This window comes from Dactylosporangium cerinum (assembly GCF_042653625.1).
Classification (GTDB): domain Bacteria; phylum Actinomycetota; class Actinomycetes; order Mycobacteriales; family Micromonosporaceae; genus Dactylosporangium; species Dactylosporangium cerinum.
On sequence record NZ_JBHSIU010000019.1, the window covers coordinates 100,473 to 116,836 of the forward strand.

The following is a 16,364-nucleotide window of genomic DNA, read 5'->3' on the forward strand; positions in this document are numbered from 1 at the left end:
CGGGGGTGACCGTTGGCTCATGCGCGTGGTAGTTGATCTCACCAAGTGTCAGGGCTACGCCCAGTGCGCGTTCCTTGCGCCGTCGTCGTTCCAGATGCAGGGCGACGAGGCCCTCATGTACGACCCGGCGCCCGCCGAGGACCAGCGCGAGCGGGTCCACCGGGCCGCGGCTGCCTGCCCCGTGCAGGCGATCCAGATCGACCGGCTGGCGGTGCAGGACATGCCGCCGGTGCACGTCGAGGACCGCCCGAACCGCATCGTGATCGTCGGCGCGTCGCTCGCCGGGCTGCGCGCCGCCGAGGCGCTGCGGGAGGAGGGGTTCACCGGGTCGCTGACCCTCGTCGACTGCGAGGACTGCGAACCGTACGACCGCCCGCCCCTGTCGAAGCAGGCACTCAGCGGCCGGGTCACGCCGCACGGGACCGCGCTGCCGCACCGCAGTGACCTCGACGCCACCTGGCGGCTCGGCGTCACCGCCGTCGGCCTGGACCTCGCCGAACGCCGGGTCCGCCTCGACGACAACACGTCCGTGCCGTTCGACCGGCTGCTGATCACCACCGGCGTCCGGGCCCGGCCGTGGCCCGACCCGGTCGAGGCGGCGCTGGACGGCATGTTCGTGCTGCGCACCCGCGACGACGCCATGCACCTGCACGAACGCCTCGCGGCCCTCGCCCCGTACGGCGCCGCCGCCCACCTCAACACCATGCCGCCGCCGGCCGGCGACCCCGACCAGCCCTCCGGCCCGGCGCCCCGGGTGCTGGTCATCGGGGCCGGGTTCGCCGGCTCCGAGGTCGCCTCCACCTGCCGGTCGATGGGCCTGGACGTCATCGTCGCAGAGGCCGCCGCGACGCCCCTCGCCGGCGCGCTCGGCGGGGTCATCGGTGCCGTCGCCGCCGACCTGCAGCGGGAGCACGGCGTCGACCTGCGCTGCGGGGTCACCGTCGAGGCGATCGAGGGCGACCCCGACGGGCGGGTCCGCCGGGCCCGCTTCTCCGACGGCACCCAGGCCGACGTCGCCGTCGTCGTCGCCGCGCTCGGCGGGGTCCGCAACGTCGAGTGGCTCCGCGACTCGGGTCTCGCGGTCGGCCCGTGGGGGCTCGCCTGCGACGCCGGCTGCCGCGCCTTCGACGTCAACGGGCTCGTCCTCGACGACGTGTTCGTCGCCGGTGACGTGGCCCGGGCACCGAACGCGATGTTCGGCTACCAGTTCCTGGCCCTGGAGCACTGGGCCAACGCCGTCGCCCAGGCCGAGATCGCCGCGCACAACATGGTCAGCGACGAGTCGGACCGCTGGCCGCACCTGCACATGCCGTCGTTCTGGTCGCTGCAGTTCGGCACCAACATCAAGGCCGTCGGCGTGCCCACGTTCGCCGACGAGGTCGTCGTCACCCAGGGCTCGGTGGAGCAACGCCGCTTCGCCGCCGCGTACGGGTACAAGGGCCGGCTGACGGGCGCGGTCACCTTCAACCACGGCAAGTGGCTGCCGTTCTACGAGCGGCTGATCGAGCAGGCCGCGCCGTTCCCGCCCCGGTTCACCACCGTCGACCAGCCCGAGACGATGGTGCCGGTGCCGGCCGACGTGCCGGACCCGAAGTTCCTGGCCCGCGACGCGACGGTCGTGGTCACCGGGCACGATCCCAGCTCCCGGTCCGCGGCGTTCGTCGGGGGGACCCGATGACGATCTCCGTCGGCTCCGTCTTCGGCGCGGTCCTGGACCCCGTGAACCGGCATGACCCGTATCCGCTGTACACGTCGCTGCGCCGGACTCCGGTCGGCCGCGAACCCGACGGCACCTGGCTGGTGACCACGTTCCAGGAGATCTCCGCGCTGCTGCACGACCCGCGGATCAGCTCCGCGTACGACCCGTCCGGCGAGCCGATCGGGCTGGCGCCGAGCTTCCTGCGGACCGACCCGCCCGAGCACGACCGGCTGCGCCGCCTCGCCACCCGGCAGTTCGGCCCGCCGCACCGCCCGACGCTCGTCGCCGACCTGCAGCAGTCCTTCGAGGGCATCGTCGACCGGCTCGTCGCCGACCTGCCGGCCTCGACCGCCGACCTCGTCGACCAGTTCGCCTACCCGCTGCCGGTCCTCGTCATCTGCGAGCTGCTGGGGGTACCCCTGGCCGACGAGCCCCGCTTCAGGGCGTGGATCGACACGGCGCTGGCCTCGACCGCGACCCGGACCGGGAGCCCCCGGCAGACCGAGGCGTTCCGCGAGCTCGCCGACTACCTCGGCGACCTGGTCGACGCCGACCCCGAGCCGGGGCTGCTGCGCTCCCTGGCCAACGACGACGGCCCCGACGGCCGGCTCACCCGCGACGAGCTGGTCAGCACCGCGCTGCTGCTGCTCGTCGCCGGCCACGAGACGACCGTCAACCTGATCGCCAACGCCTCCCTGCTCCTGCTGCGCCAGCCGCGCTGGCTGGACCGGCTCCTCGACGACCCGGCGTTCGTGGTCCCCTTCGTCGAGGAGGTGCTGCGCTGGGACCCGCCGGTGCAGTTCCTGCCGTGGCGCACCGCGCTCGACGACATCCCGATCGGCGGCACCACCATCCCGGCGGGCGCCTCGATCACCCTGGTCCTCGCCGCCGGCAACCGCGACCCGGGCCACGTCAGCGACCCGGACCGTTTCGACCCGGACCGCCGCCCCGTGCCGCACCTCGGCTTCGGCGACGGCATCCACTACTGCTTCGGCGCGCCCATGGCCCGCCTGGAGGCGCAGGTGGCGCTGCGGGCCCTGGCCCCGGTGCTGGCCCGGGCCCGCCTCCTGGAGGACCCGCCGGAGTACCGCCCGAGCCCGGTCCTGCGCGGCCCCCGCCACCTGCGCGTAGCCCTGGACTGACGGGTCCGGTGGCCGCTCAGGCGGCCACCGGCTCCGGCTCGATCACAGGGGCCGCCCGGCGCGGGGGCAGCGCCCGGGCCAGGAGGCCGTACCCGGCCAGCAGCAGCAGCGGGCTGAGCACCGACAGCGGACCGACCCCGACGGCGAGGAACGCCACCACCCCGAGCCCGGTCAGCACCGGCACCCACCACCGGACCAGGCCGTCGGCCGCCGCACCGATCGGCACCGCGATCAGCCCGAGCAGGCTCAGCACCATCGCCGGGACCGCCCAGCCGAACGTGAACAGCGCGTACCCACCGAACGCGTCGGTGACCTTCCCGGCGGCGTCCGCCGGCACCGTGAGCCGCACCGCCAGGTCGCTGTAGTCGCCGACCATCAACCCGCTGAAGTGCATCAGCGCGAACGCCGTGACCGCCGCCGCGACAGTCGTGAAGCGCCGGCCGCGCCGCATCAGCAGCAGCATCCCCGGCACGAACAGCAACCACGCCAGATGCAGCAGGAACGCGCTCGCCTGCGCCAGCCCCGGGTGCCGCACCGCCGCCGCAACGTCCGGCGACAGGCCCGGCACGGTCAGCAGGCCCGCCCCGAAGACGACCGGCGCCGCGACCAGGCAGACCCGCCCGACCGCGTCCTGGAACGCGCCGGACACCGGCGGCTCGGCCGGCGCCTGGAACCTGCCGACCTCCCAGCCCGCGATCGTGTACGCGACGACCAGCACCACCGGACCGGCGAGGTTGACCGGCAGCGGGGAGATCGCGAACAGCAGGTACAGCACCGAACCGAGCAGCGCCGCGCCCGCCGTCCACCACGAGATGACCTTCGCGTACGCGGCCGTGACCGGCGTCAGCAGCAGCGCGACCGCCCAGCCGGCCAGGCCCGGCACCTGCCAGCCCCACTCCGCCCAGCCCATCCCCTGGAACGCCTCGTCGGCCCTGGTGACGTCGGCGTCGGGCAGCGCCTGCTCCATCGCGAGCAGGGCCAGGTCGTACGCCATCAACGCCGAGAACGTGACCAGCCCGAACACGATCGCGCACCAGGTGATCCGGGCCAGCACCGCACCCCGGCGGCGGATCGGCGCGATCAGCCCGAGGAACGCCGGCGCGAACAGCACCCATGACCAGTGCAGCAGCACCGAGTGCCACTGGATGGCGTCCGGATGCGCCCGGTAGACGCCGGTGCCCTGCGCGTCGCCGAGCGCCGGGTCGACCGCGGTGGCGACGGCGAGGACGGCCGGCGCCAGGAAGAGCAGGAATCGCAACAAGAAGAGCCGCATCTGATACCCCTGATTCGAAGTCGGACCGGCACCGTACGGACCTGCGGGCGCACCGGTCGCCCGCACCGCGACGGAACCTCCATCCACCGCGAGGGGGACGCCCCGTCATCCGCCGGACGGGCTCACCCAACCCGGATCAGCCTTTACGGTCAGCAGGTGAACATGAGCCGGACGGATCTCGGGCTGGCGGGCGCGTTCGTGGCGTTCGCGCTGACCGAGGAGGTGGTCGCGCACCAGCCGGGCAGCTGGTGGCCGTTCGTCCTCGCGGCGTTCGTCCCGCTCGTCGCCCTGCGCCGGGCCGCCCCGCTCACCGTGCTGCTCGCCAACTGCGTCGCCGGCCTCAAGTACTGGTATCCGGACCAGATCGTCAACTACCGCCTCTGGCAGCTCGCCGCGATGATCATCGCGGCGTACACGGTCGGCCGGCACGTGCCGCTCCTCGGCGCCGGCGGCTGGCCGGCCCGCACCCGCGGCGTCGCCGGCCTGGTCCTCGCCGTTGCGACCGGTGCGGTCTTCTGGCAGGTCGACCCGGTCGACCCGATGGGCGCGTTCTTCTTCCCCGTCGCCCCGTGGATCCTCGGCGCCGCCTTCGCCGTCCAGCACCGGCAGAGCAGCGACGCCGCCGCGGCCCGCGCCGCGATCCGCGAGCAACGGGTCCGCGAGGCGGTCATGGAGGAACGCGTCCGCATCGCCCGCGAGCTGCACGACATGGTCGCGCACAGCGTCACCGTCATGGTGATCCAGGCCGGCGTGGTCCGCCGCCGCCTCGACGCCGGCCTGACCGTCGAGACGGACCTGCTGCGCAGCGTCGAGTCCTCGGGCCGCGACGCCGTCGGCGAGCTGCGCCGCACCCTGGGCCTGCTGCGCGGCGACACCGGCACCGCGGCCGGCATCGCAGCCGTCCCGGTCGGCCTGGACCGCCTCGACGAGCTGCTCGCCCAGGTCCGCGAGGCCGGCCTGACCGTCGCGTTCCGGCGCGAGGGCACCCCGGTCACGCTGCTGCCGGCGGCGGACCTGTCGGCGTACCGCATCCTCCAGGAGGCCCTCACCAACGTCCTCAAGCACGCCGGCCCCGCCCACGTCACCGTCGAACTGCGCTACGCCGGCGACGGCGTGCACCTGTCGGTCGTCGACTCCGGCGGCCGCTCCGGCGTCCCCGTGCCCGGCACCGGCCAGGGCCTGATCGGCATGCGCGAGCGCGCCACCCTGTTCGGCGGCGACCTCGACGCCGGCCCCCGCCCCGGCGGCGGCTTCGCCGTGCACGCCCGCCTCCCCCTGCTGGTGGCGTCGTGACCTCTGTGGATTCCCCGTCGGATTCCCCGTCGAATTCCAGGTCGCGGATCAGCGTCGTCATCGCCGACGATCAGCGCATGGTCCGGGCCGGCCTGCGCATGGTGATCGAGACTGAGCCGGACATGCAGGTCATCGGCGAGGCCGGCGACGGCGTCGACGCGGTCGCCCTCACCCGCCGGCTCCGCCCCGACGTGGTCCTCATGGACATCGCGATGCCCCGCCAGGACGGCCTCACCGCGACCCGCGCCCTCCTCGCCGCCCCGAGCCCGCCGCGCGTCATCGTGCTCACCACGTTCGACACCGACGACAACCTGTACGAGGCGCTCCGCGCCGGCGCCAGCGGCTTCCTGCTGAAGGTCTCCTCGCCGGAGCACCTCATCACCGCGATCCGCGTGGTCGCCGCCGGTGAGGCCCTGCTCGACCCGGCGGTCACGACCCGGGTCATCGCCTCCTACGCCGGCACCCCGGGCCCGCAGCCACCCCCGGAGCTCGCCGAGCTCACCCCGCGCGAGACCGACGTCCTGCGCCTCATGGCCCGCGGCCGGTCCAACGGCGAGATCGCGGCCGCCCTCACCGTCGGCGAGGCCACGGTGAAGACCCACGTGGCCCGCGTCCTGATGAAACTCGCCCTCCGCGACCGCGTCCAGGCCGTCGTCTACGCCTACGAATCAGGCCTGATCCGCCCCGGCCAGTGATCCTGTGACAGGGGTGGGGGTGGCGTCCCGGAGAGCGGACACGGGACGAGAGGCGGGAGAGCCATCGACATCGACACCGTCGCCGGGGAGGGCGGAGACGGCGATCGGCACCGCGAAGACCGGGAACGGCGGCGGTTCCGGAGCGGGTTCGGCGGCGGCCGGGGAGAGCTCGTCCCACAGCACGACGCCGGGGTGCTCGTCGTCGGCGATCAGGGCGACCACCGCGTCCGGCCGCTCGACCACCACGTGCCGCCCACCGAACGGCAACTCGTCCGGCGGCACGGAGCGCAGCGCGCAGCGGAGCTGGCCGGCCTGCTCGTCGTGCCAGGCGTAGAAGGTGACCGGTCCCGGTTCGGCGCCGAAGCGGACCCGCAGCCGCCGGCCGACCTCCTCCAGCGCCGCGGCCACCGCTGCCGGATCGACCGGCTCGTCGGGGATCCCGAACCACCTGGTGTTGGCGTCCCACTCCGCGCCGGGGTCACCCGGGATCAGGCGCAGAGGCTCGTCCGGGAACGACCGCACCAGCGCGGCAAGAGCCTCTGACACGGAGCTCCTCACAGACCGCGAAGGGGCGGGAGCCGCCGGCTCCCGCCCCCGTGCGGCACGGATCGGTCAGGCCTCGACGAGGGCCATGACCTCGTCGGAGACGTCGAAGTTCGCGTACACGTTCTGCACGTCGTCGCAGTCGTCCAGGGCGTCGATCAGCTTGAAGACCTTGCGGGCGCCCTCTTCGTCCAGGGGGACGGTCACGCTGGGGACGAAGGAGGAGTCGGCGGACTCGTAGTCGATGCCGGCGTCCTGCAGGGCGGTGCGGACGGGCACGAGGTCGGTGGCCTCGCTGATGACCTCGAAGGCCTCGCCGAGGTCGTTGACCTCTTCGGCGCCCGCGTCCAGGACGGCCAGGAGCAGGTCGTCCTCGGTCAGCTCGCCGGCCTTGGGCACGATGATGACACCCTTGCGGGTGAACATGTACGAGACGCTGCCGGCATCGGCGAGGTTGCCGCCGTTGCGGGTGAGCGCGACGCGGACCTCGGTCGCCGCGCGGTTGCGGTTGTCGGTGAGGCACTCGATGAGGATCGCCACGCCGTTGGGGCCGTAGCCCTCATACATGGCGGTCTGCCAGTCGGCGCCGCCGCCGATCTGGCCCGAGCCGCGCTTGACCGCGTTGTTGATGTTGTCGTTGGGCACGGAGTTCTTCTTCGCCTTCTGGATGGCGTCGAAGAGCGTGGGGTTGCCGTTGACGTCGCCGCCGCCGGTGCGGGCGGCGACCTCGACGTTCTTGATCAGGCGGGCGAAGAGCTTGCCGCGCTTGGCGTCGATGACCGCCTTCTTGTGCTTGGTCGTCGCCCATTTTGAGTGCCCGGACATGGCCTAACCCTCCGTCGTCTGGCCCGCCTCACGCGCCATCTCCACGAAGTACCGATGAACTCGGAGGTCGCCGGTGAGCTCGGGATGGAAGGCGGTCGCGAGCAGGTGCTGCTGCCGAACCGCGACAATCCTACCGGCGGCCGGTCCGGCGTTCACACGACCCAGCACCCGCACGTCGGGTCCGACCTCTTCGACCCAGGGGGCGCGGATGAAGACGGCGGAGAACGGACCGCCCTCGATGTCCGAAATGTCGACGGTGCCCTCGAACGAATCGACCTGCCGGCCGAAGGCGTTGCGCCGGACGGTCATGTCGATGCCACCGAAGGGCACCTGGTCGGCGCGGCCGTCCAGGATCGTGCCGGCCAGCATGATCATGCCGGCGCAGGAGCCGTAGGTGGGCATGCCGCCGGCGATCCGCTTGCGCAGCGGCTCGGTCATGCCGAACTCGATCGCCAGCTTGCTCATCGCCGTCGACTCGCCGCCGGGGATGACCAGTGCGTCGACGGAGTCGAGCTCGTCGGGGCGGCGCACCGGCCGGGCGATGACGTCCAGCTCGGCCAGGGCGTGCAGGTGTTCGCGGGTATCGCCCTGCAGGGCGAGCACACCGATGATCATGCCGGCGGTCACCAGCCGCGCTCGGCGAGACGGTGCGGCTGCGGGATCTCCTCGACGTTGATGCCGACCATGGCCTCGCCGAGGCCGCGGGAGACCTTGGCGATGACGTCGGGGTCGTCGTGGAAGGTGACGGCCTTGACGATGGCGGCGGCGCGCTGCTCCGGGTTGCCGGACTTGAAGATGCCGGAGCCGACGAAGACGCCCTCGGCGCCGAGCTGCATCATCATCGCGGCGTCGGCCGGGGTGGCGATGCCGCCGGCGGTGAACAGCACGACCGGCAGCTTGCCCGTCTCGGCGACCTCCTTCACGAGGTCGAACGGCGCCTGGAGCTCCTTGGCGGCGACGAACAGCTCGTCCTCGGGCAGGGAGGTCAGCCGGCGGATCTCGCCACGGATCTTGCGCATGTGGGTGGTGGCGTTGGAGACGTCGCCGGTGCCGGCCTCACCCTTGGAGCGGATCATGGCGGCGCCCTCGGTGATGCGGCGCAGGGCCTCGCCGAGGTTGGTGGCGCCGCAGACGAACGGCACGGTGAAGGCCCACTTGTCGATGTGGTTGCTGTAGTCGGCCGGGGTGAGGACCTCGGACTCGTCGACGTAGTCGACGCCGAGCGCCTGCAGGACCTGGGCCTCGACGAAGTGGCCGATGCGGGCCTTGGCCATGACGGGGATCGAGACGGCGGCGATGATGCCGTCGATCATGTCGGGGTCGCTCATGCGGGAGACCCCGCCCTGCGCGCGGATGTCGGCGGGGACGCGCTCCAGGGCCATGACGGCGACGGCGCCGGCGTCCTCGGCGATCTTGGCCTGCTCGGGGGTGACGACGTCCATGATGACGCCACCCTTGAGCATCTCTGCCATGCCCCGCTTGACGCGCGCGGTGCCGGTGACTGACGTGCTGGTGGTGGGCGACTCGGACACGACGAAGCACTCCTAACAGGGGAAGGGAATCACCTGCGAGTTTACGCCCGCGGGTGGACCACGTCCGACGTCCAATGGCAACCCCGCGGCCCACAAACCCAGATGATGATATTTCCGGTCTAGCGGGCGCGGAGCGCCTGATAAACCGGAAAAGCCCGAAAAACGGCAGAGCCTACGAAACGGCCACGAATCAGGACAGTGACGGGTCGTCGACGTCGAAGTACGCCGGCCGCGGGTGTTTGCGCGCCAGCCGGAACAGCCTGACCAGCAGCCGCCGCCGCACGGCCAGGGCGTCGCGGACCACGTCGTTGTGCACCTGCCGGGCGAGCGCCACCCGGCGGCTGACCTGCACGAGCCCGCTGAGCGCCTCCTCCGGCGCCGCCGCGTCCTCGTGCGCGTCGCGCAGGTGCCGGGTCAGGTCGTTCTCGGCGACCTCACGGTCCTCGGGCTGGGCGTCCACGGCGATCCGGGCCGCGTAGACGAGGGTGGGCAGCTGCGCGGCCTCGGCGAGGGCGACCGCGGCGACCGCGCGCCGCAGCAGGTGGGCGTCGAGGGTGGCGTAGGCCGCGACCGCCCGCGCGTGCAGCCGGTCGACGCGGGCCGCGAGCCAGGTGAGGTAGGTGGCCACCAGGACCACCACCGACACCACCGTGATCACCCACCACACAGGGCGGAGCCTACGGTACGCACAGCGGTCTCCTGGACCGGCCAGCGGCCTACGGTACCGGCGGACCTATGGAACGGGCTGCTCCACCACCGCGCCGGCGACCTCGATCACCGTGGAGTAGACCTCGAGGACACGTTCGGCGACGACGGGCCAGTCGTACGCGGCGACGACCTCGGTCGCCCTGGTGGCGAGGGCGGCCCGCCGGGCGGGGTCGTCGAGCAGGCCGCCGATCGTCGAGGCCAGGGCCGCGCTGTCGCCGACGGGGAAGAGCGCGCCGGCCCGGCCGCCGTCCAGGACCCGCCGGAAGGCGTCGAGGTCGCTGGCCACGACGGTGGTGCCGGCCGACATCGCCTCGGTGAGGATCATCCCGAAGGACTCCCCGCCGGTGTTGGGCGCGATGTACAGGTCGACGCTGCGCAGCATCCGCGCCTTGTCCTCCTCGGACACCTTCCCGAGAAACACGATCCGATCCCGGTGCGGCGAAATGTCCGGAAAATCAGACATCACCTCGTCGACGTCCCCCGGCCCCGCCACCAGCAGCCGCAGGTCGGGCCGCGAACGTGCCAGGGTCGCAAACGCCTGCAGCAGGAACGGGAACCCCTTCCTCGGCTCGGTGAACCGCCCCAGGAACCCGAGCGTCCCACCGGAACCCGGCCAGCCCGGCAGCGGTGTGGCGGTCCGGTACCGCGACACCTGCACACCGTTCGGGATCTCCCACGCGCTGCCGCCGAGGTGCTCGACCTGCACCTTGCGCGCCAGCTCGCTCACCGCGATCCGCCCGGTGATCCGCTCCAGGACCAGCTGGAGCAGCCCCTGCGCGGCGGCGAGCGCCCGGGAGCGGGTCATCGCGGTGTGGAACGTGGCGACCACCGGCCCGCGCGCCGACAGCACCGCCAGCATCGACAGGCTCGGGATGAGCGGCTCGTGCACGTGCAGCACGTCGAACCGGCCCGCCGCCATCCAGCGCCGGACCCGGGTCGCGGAGATGAGGCCGAACGACACCCGGGCGACTGAACCGTTGTAGGGCACCGGCACCGCCCGCCCGGCCGGCACGACGTAGGGCTGCTCGCCGCTCTCCTCGTCGCCGGGTGCCAGGACGCTGACGTGGTGGCCGAGCGCGATGAGCGTCTCCGCCAGGTCGCGGACGTGGTTCTGCACCCCGCCGGGCACGTCGAACGAGTACGGGCACACGATCCCGATACGCAACACGCCTCCTAGGCCGGATTCACGACAGCGGTGGGGGTGTCGATCCAGAGCCGCTGCAGCATGTGCCAGTCCTGCGGATTGCGGGCGATGCCCTCGGCGAGGACGTCCGCGATCCGCTGGGTGAGCAGCCGGACCCGCACGTCCAGGGCCCCCTCGGAGGCCGCCGGCAGCGGGATCGGCCCTTCGAGGCGGCCGGCGGCCGCGTCCGGGTCGAACCACATCGACACCACGTAGAGCGGCGCGCCGGTGCGCAGCGCGAGCAGCGCCGGACCGGCCGGCATCCTGGTCCGGCCGCCGAAGAAGTCGACCTCGACACCCCGGGCGGTCAGGTCCCGGTCGGCGAGCAGCGGCACCACGTAACCGGCTCGCAGGCGCTCCTCCAGCACGTCGAACGCGGGCCGGTCACCGCCGGTCGTCGGGAGGATCTCCATACCCAGCGCGCGCCGGAAATGCAGATACCGCCGGTAGACGCTCTCCGGCTTCAGCCGCTCGGCGACGGTCACGATCGGCCAGCCGTTGGCGGCGACCCACGCGCCGGCCGCGTCGTAGTTGCCGGCGTGCGGCAGGGCGATGACCGCACCGACCTTGTCCGCGACGTGCTGGCCGAGCAGCTCGCCGCGCTCCAGCCGGAACCCCGTCAGGTGCTGCGCCTTGGAGCGGCCCGGGAGCCGGAACGCCTCCAGGTAGTAGCGCGCGTAGGACCGCAGCCCACGCCGGACCAGGTCCGCGAGTTCCGCGTCACTCACCCCGGGACCGACCACCCGTCGCAGGTTGGACGCGAGCCGCACGGTGCCCTTGCCACCGTTTCCGCTGCGGTACCGGCGGGCGCCGTGCGCCGCGGCAGCCGCGAAGAACGGCCACACCACGGACCGCGGCAACTTCGGGATGAGCGTGAAGGCGGCTCCGTAGCCGAGTTCCGCCAGGTTCACCGGGCGACCCCATCGCTGGAGGAGGCGGCGGACGCGGCGGAGGCTGCGGCGATGTCGCGGGCCTGCCGGTACACGTGCGACATCCGCTGCCAGATGGTGATCACCGACAACAGCACCAGCAGCCACAGCGCCGCCTCCATGCCGTACTTCACGTCGAAGCCGAACAGCAGGCCGCCGATGCCGACGAGGATGAGCCGCTCGGTCCGCTCGGCCAGCCCGACGTTGGCGGTCATGCCCAGGCCCTCCGCGCGGGCCTTCACGTAGGACACGACCTGCCCCGTCAGCAGGCACAACAGCGCCGCAGTGCACTCGCGCAGCTGCCCCTGCGAGGCATACCAGAACGCCACGGAACCGAAGATGGCGCCGTCGGAGACGCGGTCCATGGTCGAGTCGAGCAGGGCGCCGAACTTGTTGCTGACGCCGAGCTGCCGGGCCATGGACCCGTCGAGCATGTCGGTAAGGCAACTCACGGTGACGATAACGAGCGCGATGACCATGTGGCCACGCGTGGCGAAGCCGACGCTGCCGATGAGCACGCCGACCGTGCCGGCGACGGTCACCGCATTAGGGGTGATCTTGGCGCGCAGTAATGCGGCCGCGACGGGGCTGACGATGCGGGCCAGTCCGGCCTTGATGTCTACGCTGAGGATCTTCGCCATGGCGCTCCCACGATAACGGCGGCGGAGCTTGCCGGATACCTGCGCGTGGGCCTGCTCACGGTGCTTGAGTAAACCGTATGGCGCCGGTGGGGTGCGCCGGGCTTGTGTCGGTGATGGTTCGGGTGTGGGATCGGTGAACAGGTCGTGACTGTGAGACTGCTCACAGCTGGCAGGACGGGAGGCGCGTGATGGCGCAGAAGGTCCAGGAGAAGGGTGTCGCCGGCCCGGTGCCGGCGGTTGATGACCCCGGCAGGGTACGCAACGTGGTCGTCGTCGGGCACTCCGGCGCCGGGAAGACAACCCTCGTGGAGGCGCTGCTCGCAGCGACCGCGACGATCGGGCGGACCGGCACGGTGGCCGACGGCACCACGGTGACCGACCACGATCCGGCGGCGGTGCGGCAGCAGCGGTCGGTGACGCTGTCGTGCGCCCCGCTCGTGCACGACGGGATCAAGGTCAACCTGCTCGACACCCCCGGCTACGCCGACTTCGTCGGGGAGCTGCGCGCCGGCCTGCGGGCCGCGGACGCGGCGCTGTTCGTCGTGTCGTCGGTGGACGGCGTGGACGCCGCCACCGCGGCGCTGTGGGAGGAGTGCGCCGCCGTCGGGATGCCCCGCGCGGTCGCCGTCACCCGCCTCGATCACCCGCGCGCCGACTTCCAGGACACCGTCGATCACTGCCAGGACGTCTTCGGCGACAACGTGCTGCCGCTGTACCTGCCGATGCTCGGCGACGACGGCGCGGCGGTGGAAGGGCTGATCGGGCTGATCACCCACCGGGTCTTCGACTACTCCGCGGGATACCCGCCGGCGGTCCGCGACCCCGAGCCGCAGCACCTGCCGGCGATCGAGGAGTCGCACAACAGCCTCCTCGAGGGCATCATCGCCGAGAGCGAGGACGAGACGCTCATGGAGCGCTACGTCAGCGGCGAGGTCATCGAGACGTCGGTGATCATCGAGGATCTGGAGAAGGCCGTCGCCCGTGGCACCTTCTACCCCGTCGTGCCCGTCTGCGCCCAGACCGGCCTCGGCATCGACGCCCTCCTCGAGGTGCTGACCAGCGGGTTCCCGTCACCCCTGGAGCACGTGGTGCCGCCCGTCACCGACGTCGACGGCAACCCGCACGCCCCGCTGCGCTGCGACCCCGCCGGTCCGCTGATCGCCGAGGTGGTGAAGACGACGATCGACCCGTACGTCGGGCGGGTCTCCCTCGTGCGGGTCTTCTCCGGCACGCTGCGCCCCGACCACCCGGTGCACATCTCCGGGCACGGCATGGCCGAGCGCGGCCACCCCGACCACGACGCCGACGAACGGTTCGCGCACCTGTTCTCGCCGCTCGGCGCGACCCTGCGCGAGGTGCCCTACGCGGTCGCCGGCGACATCGTCGCGATCACCAAGTCGACGACGGCCGAGACCGGGGACACGATCTCCGGCAAGGACGACCCGATGCTCATGGCGCCCTGGGAGATGCCGGAGCCGCTGCTGCCGATCGCGATCGTCGCCAAGACCCGCTCCGACGAGGACGCCCTCGCCAAGAACCTCGGCCGGCTCGTCGCCGGCGACCCGACGCTGCGCCTGGAACGCAACGCCGAGACCCACCAGCTGGTGCTGTGGTGCATGGGCGAGGCGCACGCCGACGTGGTGCTGGACCGGCTGCGCACCGGCGGCGTCGACCTGGACACCGAGCCGGTGAAGGTGGCGCTGCGCGAGACGTTCGCCGCGCCCAGCCAGGGCCACGGCCGGCACGTGAAACAGTCCGGCGGCCACGGTCAGTACGCGGTCTGCGACATCAAGGTCGAGCCGCTGCCGCGCGGCACCGGCTTCGAGTTCGTCGACAAGATCGTCGGCGGGGTCGTCCCGCACAACTACATCCCGTCGGTGGAGAAGGGCGTCCGCCACCAGATGGAGCGCGGCATGGTCGCCGGCTACCCCGTCGTCGACGTGCGGGTCACCCTGGTCGACGGCAAGGCCCACTCCGTCGACTCGTCCGACGCGGCCTTCCAGACCGCCGGGGCCCTCGCCCTGCGCGAGGCCGCCGAGCAGGGCCAGACGACCCTGCTCGAGCCGATCGACGAGGTCACCATCCGGGTCCCCGACGAGTTCGTCGGCGCGGTGATGAGCGACCTGTCCGGCCGGCGCGGCCGGGTCCTGGGCAACGAGCCGGACCCCGCCGGGCAGGAGCGGACCCTGGTCCGTGCCGAGGTCCCCGCGACCGAACTGGTGCGCTACGCGGTCGAGCTGCGGGCGATGACGTCGGGCTCGGGCACGTTCAGCCGCGTCTTCGCCCGGCACGACCCGATGCCGGCGCACCTGGCCGACGCGGTGAAGAAGGAACACGCCGCGGCCCGGTGATCACTGCGGATGGTCTGGCTGGATCTCCCGATCCAGCCAGACCTGGTCGCGCAGCTCGATGCCGTCGACCATGATGCCCTCCGGATACCCCCTTGCCGGGGTGAACACGTCCCGCTCGACCGACCGGAACCGGAACCCCTGCCGCTGGTAGAAGCGCAGGTTGCCGACGTCGGCGGCACCGGTCGCGACGAGGATCGTGCCGCCGCCCTCCGCCCGCACCAACGCCACGGCCGCAGCGATGAGCGCGGCACCGACACCCGTCCCGCGCCGCTGCGGCACGACCGCCATGTTCTTGATCTCCAGGCCGACCAGCTGGAGATGCCCCACGACGTGCCCGCCGTCAGGCGCTTCTTCCGACGCCACCAGGACCCGGCCCCGGTCCAGGTAGCCGTCCAGCAGTTCGGCGGAGTCCTCGGCCAGCTCGAACGACCACCGCAGCGCGGCCCGGTCGCCGTCGTACAGGTCCACTCGCATGACCCCCGACTCTGGCAGGTCGGCCTACACTGCGCGGCATGATTTTCTCGCGGGGCAGGAAACAGGATCCCGTCGTCGAGTTCTGGGCCTGGTGGCCGACGATCCGTCCCGCCGTCGTCGCCGCCATCGCCGGCGGTGGCTGGGGTTCGATCACCGAGGATTTCAACAAGCGGGTCACCGCGATCCACAAGGAGCTCACGTGGGAGTTCAGCGCGGGCCATGAGGCCCGGCATGCGCTGGTCGTCTCCCCCGCCGGCAACGCCGAGCTGCGGGCCGTCGCCGCCCGCTGGGCCGCCCTCGCGCCCGCCGCCGACCCCGAGTTCGAGTACCACACCAGCCGCCAGCCGGACCATTCGACGCTCACCGCGACGATCGAGATCGGCGGCGGTGTGAAGCTCGACATGTCACAGCTGCGGTTCGCGTTCCAGCGCGACGACGGCGCCGCCGCGATCGACGTCGTCGGCTACCACCCGATGTTCCGCAAGCTGCAGGAGACCGTCCGGGGACAGGTGACGTTCCTGGCGCTCGACTGGCTCCTCGGCGAGGATGGCGTCGAGACGTGGGTCGGCGCGGTCGAGTTCGCGGCCGACGAGCCCGCCGGCGCCCGGGACCCGCTCGACCTCGTCGCCGCCGTCGACACGCTGCGGGAGGAGTACCGCGAGCCGCAGTGGGTCATCATGCGGGCCACCCCGCCGGGCGCGCCGATGATCCTCGCGCTCGCCGTGCGGCCGCTGCGGTCGGTGCGCTGGCCCCGTTTCGACACGCACGTCCCGGTGTCGCTGCCGTTCCCGGACCGCACCGACGAAGGACTGCCGGCGACCGGGTCCCTGGAGGCGCTGCGGGCCTTCGAGGACGGTCCGCTCGCCGCGGCGCTGCACGGCGACGGCGAACTCGTCGCCCACGAGAGCAGCGACGGCGTGCGTACCCTGCACTACTACGTCGACGGCGCCACCAGCGCGGGCGCGGACCTCGCCGCCGCGGCGGCCACCTGGCAGTTCGGCCGGGCGCAGGTGGGGCGCGCCCACGACCCCGGGTTCGAGGCCGTGGCGCACCTGTCCTAGCGCGGTACTTCCCAG

The 16,364-nt window shown here is 72.5% G+C and carries 16 protein-coding genes; 6 read left to right on the plus strand and 10 right to left on the minus strand.

All coding sequences use genetic code 11. The annotated features are described in order from the left end of the window. Window positions 1-19: 19 nt before the first annotated feature. Entirely contained in the window at window positions 20-1,678 is a 1,659-nt protein-coding gene (locus ACFPIJ_RS18185) for an FAD-dependent oxidoreductase (RefSeq protein WP_380116300.1), read from the plus strand. Then, on the plus strand, window positions 1,675-2,841 hold the full coding sequence (locus tag ACFPIJ_RS18190) for a cytochrome P450 (RefSeq protein WP_380116301.1): 1,167 nt from the start codon (window positions 1,675-1,677) through the stop codon (window positions 2,839-2,841). Before ACFPIJ_RS18185 ends, ACFPIJ_RS18190 begins: the two co-directional genes overlap by 4 nt. 16 nt (window positions 2,842-2,857) lie before the next feature. Here ACFPIJ_RS18190 and ACFPIJ_RS18195 read toward each other — a convergent pair whose 3' ends face one another. Then, complete coding sequence (locus tag ACFPIJ_RS18195; protein WP_380116303.1) at window positions 2,858-4,114, minus strand: hypothetical protein; 1,257 nt, start codon at window positions 4,112-4,114, stop codon at window positions 2,858-2,860. Window positions 4,115-4,276: 162 nt separating this feature from the next. Here ACFPIJ_RS18195 and ACFPIJ_RS18200 point away from each other — a divergent pair, with 162 nt between their 5' ends. Both ACFPIJ_RS18200 and ACFPIJ_RS18205 read left to right on the plus strand, forming a co-directional pair. Further along, complete coding sequence (locus ACFPIJ_RS18200) at window positions 4,277-5,407, plus strand: sensor histidine kinase (protein ID WP_380116821.1); 1,131 nt, start codon at window positions 4,277-4,279, stop codon at window positions 5,405-5,407. Then, on the plus strand, window positions 5,404-6,102 hold the full coding sequence (locus ACFPIJ_RS18205) for a response regulator (RefSeq protein ID WP_380116305.1): 699 nt from the start codon (window positions 5,404-5,406) through the stop codon (window positions 6,100-6,102). The genes ACFPIJ_RS18200 and ACFPIJ_RS18205 overlap by 4 nt, the downstream gene beginning before the upstream one ends. On the opposite strand, the gene ACFPIJ_RS18210 is transcribed toward ACFPIJ_RS18205, so the two are convergent. From ACFPIJ_RS18210 to pgsA, 8 genes are all read right to left on the minus strand, one after another. Next, window positions 6,076-6,648, minus strand: coding sequence for a hypothetical protein (locus tag ACFPIJ_RS18210; RefSeq protein WP_380116306.1), 573 nt, complete (start codon window positions 6,646-6,648; stop codon window positions 6,076-6,078). The genes ACFPIJ_RS18205 and ACFPIJ_RS18210 overlap by 27 nt on opposite strands. 66 nt (window positions 6,649-6,714) lie before the next feature. Next, on the minus strand, window positions 6,715-7,470 hold the full coding sequence (locus tag ACFPIJ_RS18215; RefSeq protein WP_380116308.1) for a YebC/PmpR family DNA-binding transcriptional regulator: 756 nt from the start codon (window positions 7,468-7,470) through the stop codon (window positions 6,715-6,717). 3 nt (window positions 7,471-7,473) lie between these two features. Then, window positions 7,474-8,085 (minus strand): pyridoxal 5'-phosphate synthase glutaminase subunit PdxT, encoded by a 612-nt coding sequence (pdxT, locus tag ACFPIJ_RS18220; protein WP_380116310.1) that lies wholly within the window; start codon window positions 8,083-8,085, stop codon window positions 7,474-7,476. A gap of 8 nt (window positions 8,086-8,093) precedes the next feature. Beyond that, window positions 8,094-9,002 (minus strand): pyridoxal 5'-phosphate synthase lyase subunit PdxS, encoded by a 909-nt coding sequence (gene pdxS, locus ACFPIJ_RS18225; RefSeq protein WP_380116312.1) that lies wholly within the window; start codon window positions 9,000-9,002, stop codon window positions 8,094-8,096. A 190-nt stretch (window positions 9,003-9,192) separates the two neighbouring features. Then, window positions 9,193-9,669, minus strand: a complete 477-nt coding sequence (locus ACFPIJ_RS18230) for a hypothetical protein (protein WP_380116314.1) — start codon at window positions 9,667-9,669, stop codon at window positions 9,193-9,195. A gap of 66 nt (window positions 9,670-9,735) precedes the next feature. Next, complete coding sequence (locus tag ACFPIJ_RS18235) at window positions 9,736-10,875, minus strand: glycosyltransferase family 4 protein (RefSeq protein WP_380116316.1); 1,140 nt, start codon at window positions 10,873-10,875, stop codon at window positions 9,736-9,738. Window positions 10,876-10,883: 8 nt separating this feature from the next. Further along, window positions 10,884-11,804 carry a phosphatidylinositol mannoside acyltransferase gene (locus ACFPIJ_RS18240; protein WP_380116318.1) on the minus strand — a complete coding sequence of 307 codons (921 nt, stop codon included), beginning with the start codon at window positions 11,802-11,804 and terminating at the stop codon, window positions 10,884-10,886. Further along, on the minus strand, window positions 11,801-12,463 hold the full coding sequence (gene pgsA, locus ACFPIJ_RS18245) for a phosphatidylinositol phosphate synthase (RefSeq protein WP_380116319.1): 663 nt from the start codon (window positions 12,461-12,463) through the stop codon (window positions 11,801-11,803). Before pgsA ends, ACFPIJ_RS18240 begins: the two co-directional genes overlap by 4 nt. A gap of 188 nt (window positions 12,464-12,651) precedes the next feature. On the opposite strand from pgsA, the gene ACFPIJ_RS18250 reads away from it, so the two are divergent. Then, window positions 12,652-14,814, plus strand: coding sequence for an elongation factor G-like protein EF-G2 (locus ACFPIJ_RS18250; protein WP_380116321.1), 2,163 nt, complete (start codon window positions 12,652-12,654; stop codon window positions 14,812-14,814). Here ACFPIJ_RS18250 and ACFPIJ_RS18255 read toward each other — a convergent pair whose 3' ends face one another. Then, entirely contained in the window at window positions 14,815-15,288 is a 474-nt protein-coding gene (locus ACFPIJ_RS18255; RefSeq protein WP_380116322.1) for a GNAT family N-acetyltransferase, read from the minus strand. 38 nt (window positions 15,289-15,326) lie between these two features. Between ACFPIJ_RS18255 and ACFPIJ_RS18260 the strand changes: the two genes are divergently transcribed. After that, window positions 15,327-16,349 carry a hypothetical protein gene (locus ACFPIJ_RS18260; RefSeq protein WP_380116324.1) on the plus strand — a complete coding sequence of 341 codons (1,023 nt, stop codon included), beginning with the start codon at window positions 15,327-15,329 and terminating at the stop codon, window positions 16,347-16,349. Window positions 16,350-16,364: the final 15 nt, after the last annotated feature.